This is a genomic window from Parafrankia sp. EAN1pec (genome assembly GCF_000018005.1).
Classification (GTDB): domain Bacteria; phylum Actinomycetota; class Actinomycetes; order Frankiales; family Frankiaceae; genus Parafrankia; species Parafrankia soli.
On sequence record NC_009921.1, the window covers coordinates 7,416,840 to 7,436,481 of the forward strand.

A 19,642-nucleotide genomic window follows, 5' to 3' on the forward strand; every position below is an offset into this window, starting at 1 on the left:
TCACGCGTGACCCCGTGGTGGCCCGCGCCCGGGTGCCGGCCGGACAGTGCCCGGTCACGAGTAGCTCCGGCGGGTCTCGGGCGGCGGGATCTGCGCGCCCTTGTACTCGACGGGGATGCCGCCGAGCGGGTAGTCCTTGCGCTGCGGGTGGCCCACCCAGTCGTCCGGCATCATGATCCGCGTGAGCTCGTGGTGGCCCTCGTAGACGATGCCGAACAGGTCGTAGGCCTCGCGCTCGTGCCAGTCCGCGGTCGGCCAGACCGGGGTCAGGCTCGGCAGCACCGCGTCGCCGTCCGCGACGGAGACCTCGACGCGCAGCCGGCGCCGGTGGGTCAGTGACGTCAGGTGCACCACGGAGTGCAGGCGGCGGCCGGTCAGGTCGTCGGGGTAGTCCACCCCGGACAGCGACGACAGCAGCTCGAAGCGCAGCCCCGGGTCGTCGCGCAGCGTCCACGCGACGTCCAGCAGCCGCTCGCGGCGTACGTGGATCGTCAGCTCGCCGTACGCGAAGACGACCCGCTCGACGGCGTCGCCGAGCTCGGGGAAGACCCGCTCGAGGGTGTCGTAGACGGTGTCGGCGGCCTCGTCCCCGAACGGTCGGGACGTCGACGCCAGGGCCGCCACCGGCGGCACGAGGCCGCCGAAACCCGACGTGTCGCCGCTGCCGCGCGCGCCGAAGGCGTCCCGGCGGCGGCCGCCCGGGCCGCCCGGAACGCCGGCGGAGCCCGGTACCAGGTCAGTCATCGGTCAGGGTCTCCGTGCTCGGTCCGGGACCGCCGGCCCGGGACTCGTCGGTCGGCTTGGCGTCGACGGGCACCCGCTTGCCGCGGCCGAAGACGGACGGCGGCGCGATCGCCGCCGGGCGGCGCTCGTCCAGCACCGGCTCGACGGCACCGCGCCCGGCCGGGACCGGAGCGTCCTCGGGGAGGCTGAACCGCTTGCGGTCGTTGACCGACAGCGTGCGGGTGTCGACCGCGCCGGCGGGCAGGCCGGACCACGCGGTGGCCACCTCGATGGGCTTCGGGTAGGGCGCCGAGCCGACCTTGGTGTGCTCGACCTTGCCCGACACCGAGCCGGCGAGGATCTTCTCGTGCAGCTTGACGATCGCGTCCATCAGCATCTCGGGACGCGGCGGGCAGCCCGGCAGGTACATGTCCACCGGGACGATGTGGTCGACGCCCTGCACGATCGCGTAGTTGTTGAACATGCCGCCGCTGCTCGCGCAGACGCCCATCGACAGCACCCACTTGGGCTCGGGCATCTGGTCGTAGATCTGGCGCAGCACCGGGGCCATCTTCTGGCTCACCCGGCCCGCCACGATCATGAGGTCGGCCTGGCGGGGGCTGGCGCGGAAGACCTCCATCCCGAAGCGGGAGAGGTCGTACCGGCCGGCGCCGGTCGACATCATCTCGATGGCACAGCAGGCCAGGCCGAAGGTCGCCGGCCACAGCGACGACCTGCGCGACCAGTTGGCCAGCTTCTCGACGGTGGTCAGCAGAACTCCACCGGGCAGCTTCTCTTCTAGTCCCATTCCAGACCCCCCCGGCGCCATATGTAGGCGTAGGCGACGAAGATCGTCGCCATGAACGACACCATCGCGCCGAGACCGAAGACCGCGAGACTGTCGAACGTGACGGCCCACGGGAACAGGAAGATGATCTCGATGTCGAAGACGATGAAGAGCATCGCGGTGATGTAGTACTTCACTGGGAACCGGTGCGGCCCGGCCGGCGTCGGCTCGGGTTCGATACCGCACTCGTAGATGTCGACCTTGGCACGGTTGAACCGTTTCGGGCCGACCAGCGCGCTCACCGCCACGGAACCGACCGCGAACAGCATCGCGATCGCGAGCAGAACGAGGATCGGCACATAACTGTCGAGCATGCCGAACTCCTCTCCTTCGAAAGTTTGGTGCGGACGTCTTGGTGGCGGTTCGCCGGGTGTGGCCGAACGGGCCTCCCGAGCCAACCGGTGCTTCGTGCTCCTGCCCCCGCGGGTGCCGAGCGCGGGTGCAGCCTACGCGACCTCTGATTTCCCGGTCGCACCGGGATTGTTCCCCTCCGCAGCACCGCCGGAGGGATCTCCCGTGGACGTCTGACACAGCCCGGAGTTCCCTGGTTCGGAGCACGCGCGACTATCGGGAGGTGTCGCGTGCGAGCACGTGCGCCGGAGTCCATACCGGCGGCTGCCGGCGTCCCGACCGGCTGCTTCCGAACGTGGCCGCGCTCAGGCGGCGGGCGCCAACCGGGTCAGCGCGTTGATCAGTCGATCCGTGGCGTCACCTCCTCGCGGGTCGGTCAGATTCGCCATGACTTTCAGGACGAAACGCATCAGCATGGGCCGAGGCAGCCCGTACCTGGTCCCCAGCGCCATCACAGTCGGATTCCCGATGAGCTGTACAAACAAACGGCCCAGGGTGTAATACCCCCCGTATGTCTGAGCCAGGATCTCCGGATATCGCCCGAGCGCCCGCTCCCGGGCCGGCCCGGAGTGCCGGGCGAGCGCAAGGACGATCGTCTCGGCGGCGATCCGGCCCGATTCCATCGCATATGCGATGCCCTCGCCGTTGAACGGGTTCACCATCCCGCCGGCGTCGCCGACGAGGAGCACTCCGTCCTGGTAGTGCGGGGCGCGGTTGAAGGCCATCGGCAGCGCGCTGCCGCGGACCGGGCCGGTGGCGTTCTCCTCGGTGTAGCCCCACTCGGGCGGCAGCCCGTTCAGCCACCGGCGGAGCAGATCCCGGTAGTCGGTGTTCTGGAAAGCGCTGGTGGTGTTGAGCATGCCCAGGCCGACGTTGCTGGTGCCGTCACCCATACCGAAGATCCACCCGTAGCCCGGCAGCAGCCGGCTCTGGCGCGGCGGGCCCTCCCACAGCTCGAGGTGGGACTCGAGGAAGTCGTCGTTCGTGCGCGGGCTGCGGTAGTAGCGCCGCACGGCCACGCCCAGCGGGCGGTCCTCCCGGCGCCGGATCCCCAGCGCCTGCGCGATCCGGGCGCTGTTGCCGTCGGCGGCGACCACAACCGGGGCACGGAACTCGGCCGGAGCCCGGTCGACCCCGGCCCGCGCGGTCACGCCGACCACCCGTCCCGTCCGGTCGTCACGCACCGGCCCGGTGACGGAGGCGCCCTCGACCAGTCGGGCACCGGCCTTGACCGCGTGCCGGGCGAGCATCTCGTCGAAGTCCGCGCGCGGGCGAACCAGGCCGTAGTCGGGCCAGCTCGCGAGCTCCGGCCACGGCAGCTCGAGGCGCACACCGCCGCCGATGATGCGCAGCCCCCTGTTACGCAGCCAGCCGGCCTCGACCGATGTGTCGATGCCCATCTCGACGAGGCTGCGCACGGCCCGCGGGGTCAGCCCGTCACCGCAGACCTTCTCCCGAGGGAAGGTGCTCTTCTCCAGCAGCAGGACGTCGAGCCCGGTGCGGGCGAGGTGGTACGCGGCGGCCGAGCCGCCCGGCCCGGCACCAACCACGATGACGTCGGCGTCAGGGCGGTCATCGGGGCGGTCATCCGCCCGGGTGCCGTCCCGTTCCGTCATCCGCTTGGTCACGCGCTGCTCCGGATTCCCGCGCCAGTCGGCCGATCAGGGCCGTGTCCCACGTCTCCCGCTTGCGCGCTCGTGAAATTCTTCACGAGCGCCACGCCGAGTGTAGGCCCTGCCAAGGCCCAAGGCACCAACCAGGACCTCGAGATGCGCAGACGAGTCAACTTCCCCCGTACTTCGCAACGCAGCGCCACGGCACGGCGACGATAGGCACCTCGGTGGTCCCTCGACCGGGCCAACACCCGCCTGTCGGTGCGGCGCGAGCCGGCCGGCAGCGCAGGCGGCGCCGGGCGGGCACGCAGGCGGCCCGCGCCGGGCGAGCGGGCGGGCGCGGGCGACGCCAAGCGGGCGCGGGCGACGCGCACGATCGGGCCGGCCGTCCCCGGCCAGGAGGTGACATGACCACCCGAGCTGGGTAGTTCCGCAAAGTTGGCTGACAAAAGTTGGCTGACTTTGGCTGGCAGAAAGTTGGCTGACATCGCGCGAATGACTGACATCGCGCGAACCCGCGTCTCACGGATCGACGCGCCCCCACCGGATCCGGAGCCCGCCGATCGCCCGGCGTGGATCGACAGGCCCCACCGACATCGGAGATCGACGCGGCCATGACCTCAGAAACAGTCGTTCTCACCACCGCCGAAGGTCCGACGCCCGCGGTCATAGCGGAGCCCCGGTGGACCGCCCGCGGCGGCGTCCTCGTCGTGCACGAGGTGTTCGGGCTCACCGACCACGTGACCGACGTCTGCCGCAGGTTCGCGGACGCCGGCTGGCGGGCCGTCGCCCCGGATCTGTACCACCGGCAGGGCTCCCCCGTCTTCGACTACACCGACTCGGCGGCGGCGGTCTCGCTGCGCGGCCGGCTGGCCGGCGACGACATCCTCGACGACCTGGACTCCGGGCTGATGGTGCTCGCCGAGTCGGGGACGGCGGTCGACCGCTGCGCCGTCGTCGGGTTCTGCATGGGCGGCGGCATCGCCTTCCACGCGGCCGTGCGGCGCCCGCTCGGCGCCGCCGTCACGTTCTACGGCGGCGGCATCGAGGACGGTCGGTTCGGCGAGCCCTCGCAGCTCGACCTCGCCGCCGCCCTGCAGACCCCCTGGCTGGGGCTGTACGGGGATCTCGACCGCTCGATCCCGGTGGAGCAGGTGGAGCACCTGCGGGCCGCGGCCGCCCGCGCCGACGTCGACACCGAGGTCGTCCGCTACCCGGGGGTGGGCCACGCCTTCTACAACGACGCGCGCCCCGACTCCTACGACGCCGCCGCGGCCCGCGACGCCTGGGCGCGCGCGCTGACCTGGATGGACGCACACGTCCCGAAGTGAAGGTCGACGAGGTCCGTTCCCAGCGCGGCAACCACGCCCTCAAATCGACCCTGTTCTTGTCGGCGTTCGCCAGTCTCAGCGACCCGACCAGCCGCGCCTACTACGACCGCAGAGGTTGCCAGGGAACGCGGCCGGCGGAAGCTCGCGATCAGCAGTACCGCGGCGGCGAGGATCATGCTGGTGACCGGCTGGACCAGAGCGAACAGGAACTGCATGAGATCGGGCGCGCCCACCTGGACGACCGTGGCCAGCACCGTCCCCCACTCCAGCAGGGCGGACGAAGAAGCCCGCCTGGGCCGGGGAAAACCGACCCACCACGGAGACCCCGGCCAGCAATGTCTTCGCCGTCCCCAGGCTGGGAGCCACCGCGCCGGCTGTGGCGAGACCGATCAGCAGCCGCCAGCGGCGCTCGGCACCACGGGCGCGCCGAGCAGTCCACAAGCAGGAGACGGCCGTCGCGGCCAGGAATGCCGCAGCGGTGGACGTGACGGCAGCAGCGGCAGGCCGCGGATCCAGCAGCACCGCGACGGCGACGTCCAGCCCAAGCAGCACCAGGCAGCCGACTACCGCCCACGACAATAGCGGTGGCGTGCGGCCGGCACCGGTCGAACGCCACGCGCTTGATACAGCGGCGACGCCGCCGCGCAGTCCGCTCGACGGCGCAACCACCACGGGCCACGGTCGATCTTGAGGTTCCGCGGAACCGGGACGGCGGTGCCAACCGACGCCGTACGTCAGTCGTCTCCGCCGGGGCGGACGGCGCGGTGGACGGCGACGATGCCGCCGCTGAGATTGCGCCAGCCCACCCTTGTCCAGCCGGCCGCGCGGATCGTCTCCGCCAGCGCGGCCTGCCCCGGCCAGGCCCGGATGGACTCCGCCAGGTACACGTACGAGTCCGGGCTGCTGCTCACCGCCCGCGCGACCGCGGGCAGCGCGCGCATCAGGTACTCCATGTACGCCGTGCGCACCGGCCGCCACACCGGACGGCTGAACTCGCAGACCGCCAGCACGCCCCCCGGCCGGGTGACCCGCAGCAACTCGGCGAGGCAGACGTCGCCCTCGGCCACGTTGCGCAGACCGAAGGAGATCGTGACCCGGTCGAAGGAGCCGTCCGCGAAGGGCAGGCGCAGGCCGTCACCAGCCGCCAGCAGCACCCGGCCGCCACCCGTTCCCGCCCCACCCGTTCCCGCCCCGGCGCCCGCCCGCGCGGCCGCGTCGGCGAGCCGGCGCCGGGCCTGGGCCAGCATGCCGAGAGAGAAGTCGCAAGCCACGACATCGGCCCCGGCGGCGGCGAAGGCCCGGGACGACGTCGCCGTCCCGGCCGCGACGTCGAGGACCCGCAGGCCCGGCGCCAGGGCCAGGGCCCGCGCGGTCGCGGTCCGCCAGGTGCGGTCCAGGCCGGCCGACAGCACCGCGTTCGTCACGTCGTACCGCCGCGCGACCTGGTCGAACATCGCGGCCACCTGGTCGGGCTTCTTGTCCAGACCTGCTCGACTCACCGGCTCATCCCTCTGCGTTCGTCATGGCCACGGACCCCGCCGTCGCGGACCCAGCCGCGTCAGACCCGGCCAGCGCGGACCCGGCCAGCGCGGACCCAGCAGCCTCGGCGGCGAGCGCCGTGGCCTGGGCGGCGTCCCAGTCCGTGCCGGCCCCGAGCGCCGCCAGCCGGGACCGGGTCCGGTCGTCGCACAGCGCGCCGGCAACCCCGGCCTCGTAGAGCCGGGCGAGGCGCACCCCGAGGCCCGCCGCGGCGGCGTACTCCCGTTCGAGATCCGTGCCGAACATCGCCGGATCGTCGGTGGCCAGCGAGCAGCGCAGCCCGGCCGCGAGCAGCTCGGGCAGCGGGTGCGCCGCCAGGTCGGTGACGACACCCGTCCGCAGGTTCGACGTCGGGCAGACGTCCAGCACGATGCCCCGCTCTACCAGCTCGGCGACGAGCTCGGGGTCCTCGAGGGCCCGCACGCCGTGCCGGATCCGCCTCGCCCCCAGCGCGTGCAGCGCGCCGCGCACCGACTCGGCGCCGGCCGTCTCCCCCGCGTGCGGGACGGCGGGCAGGCCGGCGTCCGCGGCGGCGGCGAAGACCGGCGCGTACGGCTCCGGCGGATGGCCCACCTCGGGCCCGCCGAGCCCGATCCCGACGACACCGCGGTCGGTGAACCGGGCTGCCCAGCCGACGACGTCCATCGCGACCTCGGGTGGCAGCACCCGGTCGATGTCCGGGGTCAGCCGTACCTCGACCCCGAAGCGCTCGCGGGCCTCGACGGCACCCTCGGCGTAGCCGGTGAAGATCTCCTGCCAGGGCACGCCCCGGTTCACCCGGAACCACGGCGAGAAGATGCCTTCGAGGTAGACGGCGCCCTGCGCGGCGGCCCGTCCCGCGTAGTCGACGACGATCTCGCGGAAGTCGTCGGCCGTGCGCATGACCTGCGTCGTGAGCACCCAGACCTTGAGGAAGTGGTCGAAGTCGCGGAAGCGGTACAGCTCGGCTACGCCCTCGACGGTGCGGGCCGGCAGCGCCTCGTTGTTGCGGCGCGCCATCGCGAGCAGCATCTCCGGCCGCACCGTCCCCTCGAGGTGGACGTGCAGCTCGATCTTCGGCCCGCTACCCACCGCGGCCGGCTCACCCCTGACCGCCTCAGCGGACATCGACACAGCGTTCGGGACGGCCTTCGGGACAGCGTTCGGTTCGTGGCGCTGGTCGTGGCTCAGGTCGACACCAGCGGCAGCGCGGTCGAGGAGAAGTGCGAGGCCACCCGGTCGTCGACCGGGTCGAGCGCCGGGTCACGGTGCACGACGAGGTGCCGGTACAGCGTGTCGCGCTGCGCCGGGATGCGGTCGGCGGCCCGGATCAGGTGGATGAGCTCGGACCGGTTGGTGCGGTGCCGGGCCCCCGCGGAGGAGACGACGTTCTCCTCGAGCATCACCGAGCCGAGATCGTCGGCGCCCATGTGCAGGGTGAGCTGGCCGACCTCCTTGCCGGTGGTCAGCCACGAGCCCTGCAGGTGGGCCACGTTGTCGAAGAACAGCCGCGCGACGGCCACCAGCCGCAGGTACTCCAGGGTCGTCGCCTGCGTCCGGCCGCCGAGGTGGTTGTTCTCCGGCTGGTACGTCCACGGGATGAACGAGCGGAACCCGCCGGTGCGGTCCTGGACGTCCCGGATCATGCGCATGTGCTCGATGCGCTCGGCGTTGGTCTCGCCGGTGCCCATCATGAACGTCGCCGTCGACTCCAGGCCCAGGCCGTGGGCGATCTCCATGACCGACAGCCACACGTGGCCGGGCTCCTTGAGCGGGGCGATCGCGTGCCGGGGACGCTCGGTGAGGATCTCCGCGCCCGCGCCGGCGAAGCTGTCGAGCCCGGCGTCGCGCAGCCGGGTGATCACCTCGGCGAAGTCCAGGTCGGACGTCCGCGCGATGTGCACGACCTCGCTGGCGCCGAGCGAGTGCAGGGCGAGCTGCGGGTAGGCGGCCTTGATGCCGGCGAACGTCCGCTCGTACCACTCGATCCCGAACTCGGGGTTGTGGCCGCCCTGCAGCATGATCTGGGTGGCGCCCAGCTCGACCGCCTCGCCGCACTTGGCAACGATGTCGTCGAGGTCGCGGACCCAGCCCTCGGCGTGCTTCGGCGACCGGTAGAAGGCGCAGAACCGGCAGGCCGTCACGCAGACGTTGGTGTAGTTGATGTTCCGGTCGATGATGTAGGTGGCGATGCCGTCCGGGTACCGGCGGCGACGGACGGCGTCGGCCGCGCGCCCGAGCCCGTGCAGCGGAGCGGACGTGTAGAGGAGGAGCGCCTCCTCCGGCGAGATCCGCCCGCCGTCGGCCGCCCGGTCGAGCAGCGCGCGGATCTCGGCGTCGGGAACGCGGGCCCGGCCCGCCGGGGACTCACCGTCGGCATCAACAAGGCTCACCCCAGGATCGTACGACCTGCGCCGGGCGAGCCCCGGGCGGCGGGCGGCCGAACTCGGACGAGCCGGCTCGGAAGACACCGCCTCAGAAGCCCCGGCCCGGGCTGCACCAGCCCGGGGAAGCGCCGGCCCGGGTGGCGCCGGCTCCGGCGGGCGCCGGCCCGGGCGGCGGACCGGCTCAGATCCGGTCGTATCCCGAGCTGTCGCGGGAGCCGGAACCCGCCCCGGCGCCGGGCCCGCCCGCACCGGTCGTTCCCGGGCCGGAAGGCCCGGCGCCGTTCTGGCCGCCGAAGTCGGAACGGTGCACGTCGGAGTGCATGTTGTCCGGCCCGACACGGGCGTCATGGCCGGTACCCTGCCCGCTACGGCCGCGGCTGGTGAGCTTGCTGGACAGCTGTCGGATCTTGTCGCGATTCTCCGGCTTGTTCGCCGCGGCCCGCGCCTTGTCGACCATCTGGCGGGCCTTCGGGCTGTGGAGCATCTCCTGGACCTTGCTGCTGAAGTTCGCCATGACGACGGTGTACCTGCGTCGGGCCTGTTTCATGCCGCCGACCTCCACGCGGCCGCGAAGCGTGGCCGGCCCGGGCCCGCGCCAGCACGGTTCAGCCGTTCTGGTTCCCGAGCCCGCCGGGCAGCTGGGTGGGCAGGTTGGGAACCTGGTCGCCCAGGTCAGGGGTCTGGTTCCGCAGGTTGTCGGTCTTGCCCCACAGGTCGTCGATCCGGCCGCCGATGTCGTCCCGGAATGTGCTGACGACTCTGTCCCAGAGCCGCTGGCGCTGGTCGTCCACCATCGTGGCGATCTGGTCGGCCGCCGACAGCAGGAGCAGCACGAGCGCCACGAAGATGATCGTCTTCTTGAACGGGATCCGCAGGCGCCACCGCCGGCGCGGCCGGCGGCTCGGCGCGTACGGCGCCGGCGCGGGGGGTGCCGGCGCGGGGGGTGCCGGCGCGGGGGGTGCCGGGCGGTGTGCGTCGCCGTAGTACGGCGCCGGCGCCGGAGCGGGCGGGGGCGCCGGCCGGGGAGCTGGTCGCGGCGCCGGGCGAGGCGCGGGCGGGGGTGGCGCGGCGGGTGCGTATCCACGGGGAGCCGGCCTGGCACTCGCCGGCCGCGCGCCGCCACCCTGGGCCTGCGGCGGACCGGCCGCGCCGGCACCGGCCGCCGCCGCGCCGGCTCCAGCCGCGCCGGCCGCGCCTGCCGAGTACCGCCCGTCCGGTCGGGCGGCTTCGGGCTCGTCCCCGTACTGGACGAATCCGCCCTTACGGCGGCGGCGGGCGGGTTGCTGCCCGCCCGGCACCGGCGGGGATGCCTGGCGGGCACCGGGCAACCCGCCCGGGGCCGCACCGTCGCCCGGCCGGCCCGAGGCCGGCGCCGGCGGGCCCTCCCACCAGCGGCTACTGACGTCCGCGGGGCCGGCGACGCGGGTCGGGGCCGGTCGGCCGGGGGCCTGGCCCGCGCCGGCCGTCCCGCCCGCCACACGGGTCGCCGCGGGCCCACCACCGGCTCCGGCGGCACCTGCCGCGCCGAAGGCGTCGCCCGCGCCGGCCACGTAACCGGCCGCCGCCGCGGCGGCGGACCGGCCGCGTGGCCAGGTGCCGTCGAGGACCTCACTGGCCACGGCGCGCGTGTTGCCGCTCCGGCCACGGTCACCGAGCAGGTTCAGCAGGATCTGCTCGGCGGACGGCCGCACCCGCTGGTCGCGTCGCAGCGCCGCGGCGACGACGTCGCGCAGCTGTGCCGGGACGGGCCGCAGGTCGGGCTGGCCGGTGAGGATCCGCTCCGACATCTCGAGATAGGTGCCGTCGCCGTAGGGGTGGCTCCCGCCCGCGGCGTAGGCGACAAGGAGACCCCAGGCGAAGACGTCGGTCGCCGGGCCCACCGGCGCCGTGCCCTCCATCTGTTCCGGGGCCATCCACCCGGCCGAGCCCAGGACCAGCCCGGACTGGGTGCGCCCGCCCGCCGCGTCGAGTGCCCGCGCGATCCCGAAGTCGATCACCCGGGGTCCGGAGTACGACAGCAGCACGTTGCTGGGCTTGAGGTCACGGTGCACGATCCCGGCGCCGTGGATCGCGGTCAGCGCGGAGGCCACCCCGACGGCGACCCCCTGCAGGGTGGACAGCGGCAGCGCCCCGGACTCGGCGACGACCTCGTCGAGCCGGGCACCGTCGATGAACTCGGTGACCAGGTAGGGACGGCGGGCGTGCGGGTCGGCGTCGAGGACCTGCGCGGTGCAGAAGGGGGCCACCCGGCGGGCGGCGGCGACCTCGTCGGCGAACCGCTCCCGGAACTCCGGATCCACCGCGAGATCCGAGCGGATCACCTTGATCGCTACGTGCCGGCCGCTCTGGTCGAGGGCCAGGAAGACGGTGCCCATGCCGCCGGCGCCCAGCCGGCCGACGACCTCGTAGCGCCCGATCAACGTCGGATCGCCCGGCTGCAGGGGGGCACCCCGCGTCCGGCGTGCCGATCGGTCCGCCACTGGTCTCCCGCTCGTCTCGGGCGCCACCGCGACGTGCCGCCACCCTCGATCCCGCGGGAACCCGCGGACACCCCATCATCACGCCTCGGCCGCGCCGGCGACAGGCCGGCGGTCCGGGTCGCGCCGGGCGGCCGTCGCTCGCGACGGTAACCCGCGCAGCGTCGGATGACCGTATGCTGTCCGTCTTCCGACGGCCGCCCGCCGTAACAGCACCCGGCCCGAGAGCCGGGCAGCCGGCCGCCGCTGGCGCCCGCAGCCCGCCACTGGCGGCAGACTGGAGAGCATGCGCGGTCTCCTGGTGATCGGACACGGCTCGCGGCGGGCGGAGGCGAACGCCACGGTCGTCGAGCTCGCGCGCACGCTGGCCGGTGCCGACACCGACAGCCCAGCCCCAGCCCCCGGCGACGGGAGCGGCGGCGGCATGCCGACCGGCACGCCCCCCGCCTGGGACGCGGTGGAACCGGCCTTCCTCGAGATCGCCCGCCCGGACATCGCGGAGGGCTACGCCGCGCTGGTCCGCACCGGCTGCTCGGAGATCGTGGCGCATCCCTTCTTCCTGTTCGACGGGAACCACACCAGCCGCGACATCCCGGACGCCCTGGCGGCAGCGCAGACGGACCACCCCGGGACGAGCTGGACGGTCACCCAGCCGCTCGGGCTGCATCCGGGGGTCGTGCGGGCCGTGCAGGCCCGCATCGAGGACGCGCTGCACCAGGCCGCCGCCGCGGCACCGGCACATTCCTGACCGTTGCGTTCGCGGGGTACCGCTAAGGCCACGGCAGTGCCCACCCCGCCCGCCCGGCCGCCGGCCCCACGACGCCGGCAGGCCCCCGACCGGGTCTGCCGACGCCCTGGGCTACGCCGTCGGCGCTCGCCGGCCGGCCACGAGATCGGCGACCGCCGCCGCGAGCGGGTAGATCCCCGGCTCGGACGGGATCGCGTCCACCCGCAGGCCAACAGCCTCGCAGGCCTGCGCGGTGCGCCGGCCCATCGCGGCGACGAGGACACTGTCCGGCAACGGACCGTACAGTTCGACCAGGCAGCGGGCCGCCGTCGACGACGCCAGCGCGACGGCGTCGACGTCACCGTGGCGCAGTTCCTCGGCGATCCGCGGGTCGGCCTCGGCGGGCGCGTCGGCGAGCAGCCGCACGCGACGCAGCGTCCGGATCCCCACCGGCGGCGGCGCGGCCCCGCAGATCACCACCCGCAGCCCGGGCACCGGGACCTCCGTCACCACCGTGTGGGCGACCTGGACCTCGGCCGACGACCGCGCGCAGGCCAGCCCCAGCGCGTCGAGCGCGGCGGCGGCCGAGGCGGATGCCGCGACGAGCGTCAGCCCGGCGAGCGCCCGCACGTCCGTACCCGCGCCCCGCAGCAGCGAGACCACTGCGGCGACCTCGTCGGAGTCAGCCAGCACGAGGCCGTCCGCACCTGGAAGCGCCTCGCGCAGCGGCGTCGCGTCCCCGGTCGGGACGAGCCGGCTGACCACCGTCTCGACGGCCTCGCCGCCCAGCTCGCGCAGCCTGCGGGCGAGCAGCCCCTGCCGCGCCCTGGTGCGCGGGACGAGGACGCGGATGCCCGCCAGCGGAGCGTCGCCGGCCACCCCGGGCCGCCCCGACGAGGCGCGGCCGCCCTGCCCGCCGGAGACGCCCCGACCGTCGGAAATGCCCTGCCCGTCGGGGACGCGCGTGTCCCCCGTGCCGTACCCGTCAGGGACCCGCTCTCCGTGATCGGCGTCAGCCTCGACCACCGGCGGGATGGGGACGGCAGCGTCCCGGCGCGCGGCGACCTCGCCGACGACCAGCACCGCCGGGGAGCGCAGCCCGAAGGCCACGGCGTCGACGACGAGGGCGTCCAGGGTCGTGCGGAGCACCCGCTGTGCCGGAGTCGTGCCGCGCTCGATGACAGCGGCCGGGGTCCCGGGCGGACGTCCGCCCGCCAGCAGCGCGTCGACGATGTCGACCAGCCGGGCGACCCCCATGAGCACGACGATCGTGGCGCGGGAGGCACCGAGCGCGGCCCAGTCGACCGTCGACTCGGGGTGCCCCGGCGGCAGGTGGCCGGAGATGATCGCGAGATCCTGCGCGACGCCACGGTGCGTGACGGGGATGCCGGCATACGCGGGCACGGCGATCGCGGAGGTCACGCCGGGGACCACGGTGCAGCTGACACCGGCGGCGGCGCAGGCCTCGGCCTCCTCGCCGCCCCGGCCAAGCAGGAACGGGTCGCCGCCTTTGAGCCGCACCACCCGGGCGCCGGCGCGCGCGTGCTCGACCAGCAGCGCGTTGACCTCGTCCTGGCTGCGGGACGTCGTCGGGCTCTTGCCCACGTGGATGACGCGGGCGTCCGGCCGGGCGACGTCGAGGAGGACGGCCGCGGCCAGGCGGTCGGTGACGACGACGTCGGCGGTGGCGAGCAGCTCCCGCCCGCGGACCGTCAGCAGCCCGGGATCACCCGGCCCAGCCCCCACCAGCCACACCTCGCCGGGCCGACTGACCTGGGAAGGTGCCGGATCCGACCCGGATCCACGGGCTTGCGGCCCAGGTGTCACGACTGCCACGGCGTGCACGGTACAGCGTGGTCCTGGCCACCCGCCCCGAACTGTGCACCACCCGGCTCCCGGTTGCGAGCCAAGCGAACTAGTGGATGCCGCACTCGGTCTTGGTCGTACCGGCCCAGCGGCCGTCCCGGCCGGCGCCGCGCTGGGTGCACGGCCAGCAGCCCACCGACTCGTAGCCGTCGGAGAGCAGCGGGTTCACGATCACGTTGTGCTCCTGGACATACCGCTCGACGTCCTCATCCGTCCAGGTGGCCAGCGGGTGGATCTTGACCTTGCCGCGGCGCTGATCCCAGCCGACGACCGGCAGGCTCTTGCGCCCGGCGGACTCCACCCGCCGCGAACCGGCCGCCCAGGCCCGGTAGGGGGCGAGCGCGCGGTCCAGCGGGACGATCTTGCGCATCCGGCAGCACAGGTCCGGGTCGCTCTCGTAGAGCCGCGGCCCGTGCACGGCGTCCTGACCGACGACGGTGAGCTGCGGGCGGGCGCTGATGATCGGCAACGAGTAGGTGTGCGCGACGGCGTCCCGGGTGCCGATGGTCTCCGCGAAGTGGTAGCCGGTGTCGATGAAGACCACCGGGACGTCCGAGCGGATGCGCGCGAGCATGTCGACGAGGACCGCCTCGGCCATCGACGCCGCGACGACGAGACCGGTGCCGAACTCGTCGGCGGCCCACTGGAGGATCTCCTCCGCCGGGGCGCCCTCAAGCTCGTCGCCGGCCCGCAGTGCCCGGGCCTTCAGCGCGGCATCCATCAGTTCTTCTCCTCCACGTCCGACGGCGCCACGACGGTGCCGTTCGCCGAACCTGTTCTGGCTGTGGCCAGCGCAGTGAGACTGAGCCGGAAGGCGCGCCGGCACGACCGGCACGACCAGTGCCCGTGGCCCTCGCCCGTCCCGCCCGGCGCGGGCTCGGGAACGAGGTCCTCGTCACCGCAGTAGGGGCAGTAGAACGGGACGGCGCGGGCGCTCACGTCGCGCCGCCCTCGGCCCGGCGGCCGGCCGCCGGGCCGGCCGACGCGGAGCCGGACCCGACGCCGGTCAGCAGCGCCTCGTCCGCGCGTTCCGCCCAGTCGGCGAAGGTGTCGCCGTCGGCCCGGTGTTCCTGGTAGGTCTCCAGCAGGCCGACGACGTAGTCGACCAGGCCGTCGGCGGTCACCTTGAGACCACGTGACTTCCGGCCCAGCCGGGAGCGGGTGCCCAGGTGGCCACCGAGGTGGACCTGGAACCCCTCGACCATCTCGCCGTTGTCGTCCGGGACGAGCGAGCCCTTGAGGCCGATGTCGGCCACCTGGAACCGCGCGCAGGCGTTCGGGCAGCCGTTGATGTTGATGCCGATGGGCTCGTCGAAGTCGGGCAGCCGGCGCTCCAGCTCGACGATGAGGTCGCGGGCGTTGCCCTTGGTCTCGACGATCGCCAGCTTGCAGAACTCGATGCCGGTGCAGGCCATCGTGCCGCGGCGGAAGACGCTCGGCCGGACGACCAGGTCGAGCGCGGCCAGCTCCGCCTCGAGCGCGTCGAGATCCTCGCCGGGGACGTCCAGGATCACCAGCTTCTGGGTGGTGGTCGCCCGGATCCGCCCCTGGCCGAACCGGTCGGCGAGGTTCGCGACGGCGGTGAGCGTCGTCCCGGTGAGGCGGCCGGCGCGCGGCGCGAAGCCGACCGCGAAGAACCCGTCACGCTGCTGGTGGACGCCGATGTGGTCGCGGCCCTCGTTGCGGGGCGGCAGCGGCGCCGGGCCGTCCGGCAGCGCCGCGTCCAGGTACTCCTTCTCCAGGGTCGAGCGCACCCACTCGACGCCCATGTCGGCGACGAGGAACTTCAGCCGCGCCCTGGTCCGCATCCGCCGGTAGCCGTAGTCACGGAAGAGCTGGATGACGCCGTGCCACACCTCGGGCACCCGCTCCGGAGTGACGAAGGTGCCCAGGCGCACGCCGAGCTTCGGGTTCGTCGACAGCCCGCCGCCGACCCACAGGTCGTACCCGGGGCCGAGCTCGGGGTGCACGACACCGACGAAGGCGATGTCGTTGATCTCGTGCAGGGTGCACTGGTCGGGGCAGCCCGACATCGCGCTCTTGAACTTGCGGGGCAGGTTCGACAGCGTGGTGTCGCCGACGAACCGCTCCACCACCTGGTCGATGACGCCGGTGGCGTCGATGACCTCGTCGGCGTCCACCCCGGCCAGCGGGCAGCCGAGGATGACGCGCGGGGTGTCGCCGCACGACTCCTCGGTGGTCATCCCCGCGGCCTCGAGCGCCCCCCAGATGGCCGGGACGTCCTCGATGCGGATCCAGTGCAGCTGGATGTTCTGGCGGTCGGTCACGTCGGCGACGTCCCGCCCGTAACGGGTGGAGATGTCAGCGATGATCCGGAGCTGTTCGGAGGTCATCCGGCCGCCGTCCAGGCGGATGCGCTGCATGAAGTAGCGGTCGTCGAGCTCCTCGGGCTCGAGGACGGCGGTGCGGCCGCCGCTGATCCCCGGCCGGCGCTGGGTGTAGAGCCCCCACCAGCGGAACCGGCCGCGCAGATCCTGCGGGTCGATCCCGTCGAACCCTGTGTGCGGGTACTCGTTCAGGATGCGCTCGCGCACGGCGAGGCCGTCCTGGTCCTTCTTCATCCGCTCGTTGGGGTTGAGCGGCTCGGAGTAGCCCAGCGCCCATTGGCCCTGCCCCTTGGGTCGGGACGGGCTTTGCGGGCGCGCGGCACGCGGGGGTCGAGCAGGAGAAGTCATGAGATCTCTCGGTGAGCAGGGTCCACGACGGCGTCGAACGCCGGCGCGGGCGGAGTTCAGCGGGAGCGGCGACAGCCGGCGCTGGAGACGCGCAACAGGTCGACGTGCAGACGTGCGACCAGGCGGAGGTCGACGGGGCAGACGTCACCCGGCCGGGACGCGAGCGCGCCGCGGACGCCGGACGGACCATGCCGGCCCGGCTGGCCGGAGCCGGAGTACGCCGACGGCGCCGAGGGGGCCGTCGGGGCACCGGGCATGAACCGGATAACGTTGATCCCCGACCGTGACGGCCCAGCCGGCGGGAACGCGCCAGCGCGTCGGCGACGGGCGTCTGTTCGCCCGACCGACGGCTCCAGCAGGTGGACCCGGGCAGTCACGATGGCCATGCTCCCACAGATGACGCCCCGACGTCGTGGTTGTGTCGTCACACCCCATCTGGGTCACGGCTCACACACAACGCGCGAACGACCGGGAATTCGAGCCGACGGCACGGCCAGAACCGGGCCGAAGCGGGACGGGGCGGGACCGGGGCCTCCCGGGCGGGACCCACCACGGTCCGGCGCCGCCGGACGGGCTCGCCCGCGGGCTCAGACGAGGCGTGGGCGCCGGCACATCTGCCGGAGCCGGTCGAGCAGCGCGCTGGTGGACAGGTCCTTCTCCATCAGCTCGTCCGCGCCGAGGGCCATGACCTCGTCGCGCAGCGCGCTCTCGGAGAAGCCGGTGAAGATCACCACTCGCGCGTCGGGCGCCGCCATCCGCACATGCGGCAGGGCGCCGATGCCGTCGAGCACGGGCATCGCGACATCCAGCAGGACGAGGTCGGGCGCGGTCTGGGTGACGACCTCGACGGCCTCCGCCCCGTTCGTCGCCCGGCCGACCACGATGAAGTCCGGCTCGGTGTCGAACAGGAGGCAGAGGAGCTCGCGCAGCCCGTCGGCGTCATCCGCGATCACGACGCGGAACGGACCGGGCCGGAACCGGCCGCGCCCGGCCGGCGCGCGGGCCACCTCGGCGTCGGAGACACCGGCTCCGTTGAGACCGGCTCCGTTGAGACCGGCCCCCGCGACGCCGACTTCAGCGACGCCGACTTCCGCGACGCCGACTTCCGCGACGCCGACTTCCGCGTCCGTCGACGGCCAGCAGTCCATCACTCGTCTTTTGTACGCGCCGCGGGCGAGTCGCGCCCATCGTCATTCGGGATGGTTTCGCGGTATGACCCGACCGCGCCGGGTGCCCCACCCGTTCGCTCCCACCCAGAAGCACCCGACGGGCCCCCCAGAGCGGATACCCGGGCCGGTGCGGCGAATTGTCTCGACCAGGCGGCGAGCGCGGGCTTTTCAGGCCCTATTTCCGATCCGTCGATCAAAAACACTGAAGACACAATCGATTCACAATGCCGGAGGGTGGATTCCGGGAAAACAGGGATGTCGCCGCCGGACGGGATCCGGACGGTCGCCGAGCGCATACCAGCCAGCACCCAAACCCGCCCCGCGCGCCCCGACGGGCGATCCGGCACCCAAGGCAACGATCACGGAGCGTGATCAGATTCGGCGTCACGCAGCTACCACACATCAACGGGTCGACGACGACTCTCCGTGTCTAGGACCTTTGGCCCCTAGTCGTCACCTGCGCCAGGCGGAGTATTCTGATCACACAAGGTGATGTCTCGTATCCGTGACCCGAACGGGCCACACCCTTGGGAACCCACCAGGCACACGACGGCAGGCACCAGATCCGTATGGTGCGTGAACGCGGTCGGCTGACCGCACCACGCGTCCAGGCGGGAAGGTGCCGCCGCGTCCTATAACGGTGAGCAGGCGGCCAGCGGAAGGATCGGCGCAGATGCGGCAACGGAGCCGAGGCCGGCAGGGTTCGAGTACCGCGGAGGACATCCTCCCGACGGAGATCCGGCGGCGCCGGTGTGAGCGCGGCCTGTCCCGCGACGAACTGGCCGGGCGGACCGGATACAGCCGCCAGTACATCGGCCAGCTGGAACAGCCCAGCCGGGGCATACCGGCGCGGCCGGTCCTCGCCGCGGTCGACGCGGCCCTGGAGGCCGGGGGCGCGCTCGTCGACCTGCGCGAGGCCGCCATCGCCGAGCGCACCGAGCGGCACCGCCGCCAGCCCGACGCGGAGATCGAGTCCCGCCGGCGGATCGGTGACCTCCTCGACCACCGGCGCTCCGACCGCGAGCTCGACTATCTCGACCGGCTCGCCGCCGACCTCATCGCGGCGGCCGACCTGCTGGACCCGGCCGACCTCACCGCCCAGGTCCTCGACCAGCAGGCCTTCGTCGACCAGCTCCTGCGCACCCCGATGCTGCCGCACCAGCAGTTCCGCCTCTTCATGATCGCGGGCCACCTGGCCGGGCTGCTGGCCATCTCCCTGCTCGACATGGACGAGCTCGCGAAGGCCAGCACCTGCTGCCTGGAGGCCGCGGTGTTCACCGAGCTGACCGGCCACGAGGGCCTGCGTGCGTGGACGCTCGCCGTCAACAGCCTCATCGACGCGGCCGCCCGGCACGCCGAGGAGTCCGAGCCCGCGGCGGGGCGGGCCGGGCTCGACGGCCGCCGAGCGGAGCAGGGGCTGGTGGCGACGCGCTCCGCCGGTTCGGATCTACGGGCCGGCACCCGCGCGGCCCGTACCGGCGCGGCGGACAGCCAGGACGGGGTCGACCACCCGCTCGAATCCACCGCCGATCACGCTGGGTACGTGGAGGGCCGGGGGCGCGGCGCCGGCATCGCACCTTCGGGTGGCGCGGCCGCCCCGCGCTCGACCTGGAACCACCAGCAGAGCGACGGAGTACCGTCACTGTCCGCGACAGGCGTGGGCGCCGCCGCAGCCGCGCAACAACCGAACCTGGACGAGATGCTGATTGCGCCGGGTGGCCGGGCGACACCGCCTCGGCTCATCGCTCTCGTCAAAAGCCGGATCGCGCGTTTCGCGACGGCCAGCGCGCAGCGGGCCACACCCCCGGTGGGTATCTCCCAGGCATTCCGGCCGCCTGTCTAATACGTCACCATTACGGCGTTGCGAGTAGGTCACCGGGGCGGCCCGGCAAGCCGGCGATCATTAGGTCCGCCACCGACCGGGATATCCGGGTCGC

Annotated in this window: 18 protein-coding genes and 1 pseudogene; 4 read left to right on the top strand and 15 right to left on the bottom strand. The window is 73.4% G+C overall.

Annotated features, from left to right (window positions below):
* Positions 1-54: 54 nt before the first annotated feature.
* The 4 genes from FRANEAN1_RS30220 to FRANEAN1_RS30235 form a co-directional block, all read right to left on the bottom strand.
* The gene (locus tag FRANEAN1_RS30220; RefSeq protein ID WP_020463517.1) at positions 55-744 is read right to left on the bottom strand and encodes an NADH-quinone oxidoreductase subunit C; all 690 of its coding nucleotides are present in this window, start codon (positions 742-744) and stop codon (positions 55-57) included.
* Positions 737-1,531, bottom strand: coding sequence for an NADH-quinone oxidoreductase subunit B (locus FRANEAN1_RS30225; RefSeq protein WP_020463518.1), 795 nt, complete (start codon positions 1,529-1,531; stop codon positions 737-739). Before FRANEAN1_RS30225 ends, FRANEAN1_RS30220 begins: the two co-directional genes overlap by 8 nt.
* A complete protein-coding gene (locus FRANEAN1_RS30230) occupies positions 1,522-1,884 on the bottom strand; it encodes an NADH-quinone oxidoreductase subunit A (protein ID WP_020463519.1) in 363 nt (120 codons plus the stop codon). The genes FRANEAN1_RS30225 and FRANEAN1_RS30230 overlap by 10 nt, the downstream gene beginning before the upstream one ends.
* A 342-nt stretch (positions 1,885-2,226) precedes the next feature.
* Complete coding sequence (locus FRANEAN1_RS30235; protein WP_041256663.1) at positions 2,227-3,537, bottom strand: geranylgeranyl reductase family protein; 1,311 nt, start codon at positions 3,535-3,537, stop codon at positions 2,227-2,229.
* Positions 3,538-4,148: 611 nt separating this feature from the next.
* Here FRANEAN1_RS30235 and FRANEAN1_RS30240 point away from each other — a divergent pair.
* Together FRANEAN1_RS30240 and FRANEAN1_RS44205 are read left to right on the top strand one after the other, a co-directional pair.
* Positions 4,149-4,865: a dienelactone hydrolase family protein gene (locus tag FRANEAN1_RS30240; RefSeq protein WP_020463521.1), complete on the top strand. Its 717-nt coding sequence runs from the start codon at positions 4,149-4,151 to the stop codon at positions 4,863-4,865.
* A gap of 17 nt (positions 4,866-4,882) precedes the next feature.
* A pseudogene (locus tag FRANEAN1_RS44205) lies at positions 4,883-5,008 on the top strand (IS110 family transposase); the annotation flags it as partial.
* A gap of 591 nt (positions 5,009-5,599) precedes the next feature.
* On the opposite strand, the gene FRANEAN1_RS30245 reads toward FRANEAN1_RS44205, so the two are convergent.
* The 5 genes from FRANEAN1_RS30245 to FRANEAN1_RS30265 form a co-directional block, all read right to left on the bottom strand.
* Entirely contained in the window at positions 5,600-6,364 is a 765-nt protein-coding gene (locus FRANEAN1_RS30245) for a demethylmenaquinone methyltransferase (protein WP_020463522.1), read from the bottom strand.
* 4 nt (positions 6,365-6,368) lie between these two features.
* The gene (gene add, locus FRANEAN1_RS30250) at positions 6,369-7,511 is read right to left on the bottom strand and encodes an adenosine deaminase (RefSeq protein WP_041256664.1); all 1,143 of its coding nucleotides are present in this window, start codon (positions 7,509-7,511) and stop codon (positions 6,369-6,371) included.
* A gap of 59 nt (positions 7,512-7,570) precedes the next feature.
* Positions 7,571-8,776 carry a cyclic dehypoxanthinyl futalosine synthase gene (gene mqnC, locus FRANEAN1_RS30255; RefSeq protein ID WP_049795791.1) on the bottom strand — a complete coding sequence of 402 codons (1,206 nt, stop codon included), beginning with the start codon at positions 8,774-8,776 and terminating at the stop codon, positions 7,571-7,573.
* 175 nt (positions 8,777-8,951) lie between these two features.
* Entirely contained in the window at positions 8,952-9,317 is a 366-nt protein-coding gene (locus FRANEAN1_RS30260) for a hypothetical protein (RefSeq protein ID WP_243657524.1), read from the bottom strand.
* 58 nt (positions 9,318-9,375) lie between these two features.
* Positions 9,376-11,250: a serine/threonine-protein kinase gene (locus FRANEAN1_RS30265; protein WP_020463525.1), complete on the bottom strand. Its 1,875-nt coding sequence runs from the start codon at positions 11,248-11,250 to the stop codon at positions 9,376-9,378.
* 283 nt (positions 11,251-11,533) lie between these two features.
* On the opposite strand from FRANEAN1_RS30265, the gene FRANEAN1_RS30270 reads away from it, so the two are divergent.
* Positions 11,534-11,995, top strand: a complete 462-nt coding sequence (locus FRANEAN1_RS30270; protein WP_020463526.1) for a CbiX/SirB N-terminal domain-containing protein — start codon at positions 11,534-11,536, stop codon at positions 11,993-11,995.
* Between the two features lie 111 nt (positions 11,996-12,106).
* Here the strand turns inward: FRANEAN1_RS30270 and cobA are convergent, their stop codons facing one another.
* The 6 genes from cobA to FRANEAN1_RS30300 form a co-directional block, all read right to left on the bottom strand.
* Positions 12,107-13,729: a uroporphyrinogen-III C-methyltransferase gene (cobA, locus tag FRANEAN1_RS30275; RefSeq protein WP_041254928.1), complete on the bottom strand. Its 1,623-nt coding sequence runs from the start codon at positions 13,727-13,729 to the stop codon at positions 12,107-12,109.
* Between the two features lie 160 nt (positions 13,730-13,889).
* Positions 13,890-14,561, bottom strand: a complete 672-nt coding sequence (locus FRANEAN1_RS30280) for a phosphoadenylyl-sulfate reductase (protein ID WP_020463528.1) — start codon at positions 14,559-14,561, stop codon at positions 13,890-13,892.
* On the bottom strand, positions 14,561-14,779 hold the full coding sequence (locus FRANEAN1_RS30285) for a hypothetical protein (RefSeq protein WP_018505187.1): 219 nt from the start codon (positions 14,777-14,779) through the stop codon (positions 14,561-14,563). Before FRANEAN1_RS30285 ends, FRANEAN1_RS30280 begins: the two co-directional genes overlap by 1 nt.
* A complete protein-coding gene (locus FRANEAN1_RS30290; RefSeq protein ID WP_020463529.1) occupies positions 14,776-16,536 on the bottom strand; it encodes a nitrite/sulfite reductase in 1,761 nt (586 codons plus the stop codon). The genes FRANEAN1_RS30285 and FRANEAN1_RS30290 overlap by 4 nt, the downstream gene beginning before the upstream one ends.
* A gap of 56 nt (positions 16,537-16,592) precedes the next feature.
* Positions 16,593-16,922, bottom strand: a complete 330-nt coding sequence (locus FRANEAN1_RS30295; protein WP_041254929.1) for a hypothetical protein — start codon at positions 16,920-16,922, stop codon at positions 16,593-16,595.
* 201 nt (positions 16,923-17,123) lie between these two features.
* The gene (locus FRANEAN1_RS30300; protein WP_049795792.1) at positions 17,124-17,684 is read right to left on the bottom strand and encodes a response regulator transcription factor; all 561 of its coding nucleotides are present in this window, start codon (positions 17,682-17,684) and stop codon (positions 17,124-17,126) included.
* Between the two features lie 694 nt (positions 17,685-18,378).
* On the opposite strand from FRANEAN1_RS30300, the gene FRANEAN1_RS30305 reads away from it, so the two are divergent.
* On the top strand, positions 18,379-19,548 hold the full coding sequence (locus FRANEAN1_RS30305; protein ID WP_020463531.1) for a helix-turn-helix transcriptional regulator: 1,170 nt from the start codon (positions 18,379-18,381) through the stop codon (positions 19,546-19,548).
* Positions 19,549-19,642 lie beyond the last annotated feature (94 nt).

Bases quoted from the DNA above. Each gene is read 5' to 3' on its own strand.
- add (WP_041256664.1), bottom strand. From the start codon at position 7,511: ATGTCCGCTGAGGCGGTCAGGGGTGAGCCGGCCGCGGTGGGTAGCGGG.
- FRANEAN1_RS30305 (WP_020463531.1), top strand. From the start codon at position 18,379: ATGCGGCAACGGAGCCGAGGCCGGCAGGGTTCGAGTACCGCGGAGGAC.
- FRANEAN1_RS30235 (WP_041256663.1), bottom strand. From the start codon at position 3,537: ATGACGGAACGGGACGGCACCCGGGCGGATGACCGCCCCGATGACCGC.
- FRANEAN1_RS30280 (WP_020463528.1), bottom strand. From the start codon at position 14,561: ATGGATGCCGCGCTGAAGGCCCGGGCACTGCGGGCCGGCGACGAGCTT.
- FRANEAN1_RS30300 (WP_049795792.1), bottom strand. From the start codon at position 17,684: ATGGACTGCTGGCCGTCGACGGACGCGGAAGTCGGCGTCGCGGAAGTC.
- FRANEAN1_RS30230 (WP_020463519.1), bottom strand. From the start codon at position 1,884: ATGCTCGACAGTTATGTGCCGATCCTCGTTCTGCTCGCGATCGCGATG.
- FRANEAN1_RS30295 (WP_041254929.1), bottom strand. From the start codon at position 16,922: ATGGCCATCGTGACTGCCCGGGTCCACCTGCTGGAGCCGTCGGTCGGG.
- FRANEAN1_RS30225 (WP_020463518.1), bottom strand. From the start codon at position 1,531: ATGGGACTAGAAGAGAAGCTGCCCGGTGGAGTTCTGCTGACCACCGTC.
- FRANEAN1_RS30290 (WP_020463529.1), bottom strand. From the start codon at position 16,536: ATGACTTCTCCTGCTCGACCCCCGCGTGCCGCGCGCCCGCAAAGCCCG.
- FRANEAN1_RS30220 (WP_020463517.1), bottom strand. From the start codon at position 744: ATGACTGACCTGGTACCGGGCTCCGCCGGCGTTCCGGGCGGCCCGGGC.
- FRANEAN1_RS30260 (WP_243657524.1), bottom strand. From the start codon at position 9,317: ATGAAACAGGCCCGACGCAGGTACACCGTCGTCATGGCGAACTTCAGC.
- FRANEAN1_RS30240 (WP_020463521.1), top strand. From the start codon at position 4,149: ATGACCTCAGAAACAGTCGTTCTCACCACCGCCGAAGGTCCGACGCCC.
- FRANEAN1_RS30270 (WP_020463526.1), top strand. From the start codon at position 11,534: ATGCGCGGTCTCCTGGTGATCGGACACGGCTCGCGGCGGGCGGAGGCG.